The 863-nt window shown below is 63.5% G+C and carries 1 pseudogene; it reads right to left on the bottom strand.

Annotation, left to right across the window (positions count from 1 at the left end):
• A pseudogene (locus AWB82_RS36690) lies at positions 1 to 863 on the bottom strand (hemagglutinin repeat-containing protein); the annotation flags it as partial.

Raw genomic sequence — 863 nt, 5'->3', positions numbered from 1 at the left:
CCCGCGCATCCCACGATCGCGTGCAGCGCCGCACGCGCGCTTTCGCTGCCTAAGCCATCTGCGATCTGCTTGACGCCGTTCGCGCCAAGCTCCTGCAGATACGCTACTGTCGCCGCTTGCGCATACTGACCCGCGCCTCCCGTCACATTGCCGCCTGCCGCCACCGTCAACGCCGTCAGCGCCTGACGATACGTTCCGTTCGGCCCCCAGTCCTTGTTCAGTTCATCGGCTTGCTGCTGCGCTTGCGCACGCTGCTCCGGCGTCAGATTCGGATCTTTCGCCGCTTGCGTGGCCGCATCCGCCTGCTTCACCCGGTTCGCTACAAACGTCCCCGCCTCCGCCGTGAACTGGCTCGCGATCGCGAACCCGTTCTCGATTTTGTCCTTATCGAAGATCGGCGCGAGCATACCGCCCGTATCCGACGTATCCCGATTCAAGCTCGCAATATCCTGCGTCTGATGTGCTTCATCCGCGATCTTGATCGTCCCTGCACCGATGCCGCTCTTCGTGGTCGTACTCGCATCGCCCGATGCCGCCATCGCCACCGGTGGCGCAATCGCCAGCCCGCTGTCGTTCTTCGGCAACTCCGTGCCGGGCACCGGATTCACGTTGTCCGCCGTGCCCTTCTGGTTCTTGCCAATCCCGCTCTGGTCGCCGTTGCCGCCGCCGAAGCTATAGCCTCCGCTCGCCGCAAACGAAGACGCATCGTACTTCGCGCGATTCTCGATGTCCGAGTAAGTCAACGTGCCCGTCGTCAATGTGTTCTTGCTCGCATCGGCTTCGCTGGCAATCACGCCGCCCTTGAGGTCCGTGTTGCCCTTCACGTTGATGTCGAACCCGCCCGCGCCCGCCTTGATCCCGGA

It is taken from the genome of Caballeronia glebae (genome assembly GCF_001545035.1).
GTDB classification, from domain to species: Bacteria; Pseudomonadota; Gammaproteobacteria; order Burkholderiales; family Burkholderiaceae; genus Caballeronia; species Caballeronia glebae.
This window is presented reverse-complemented; position numbering and strand designations above follow the sequence as displayed.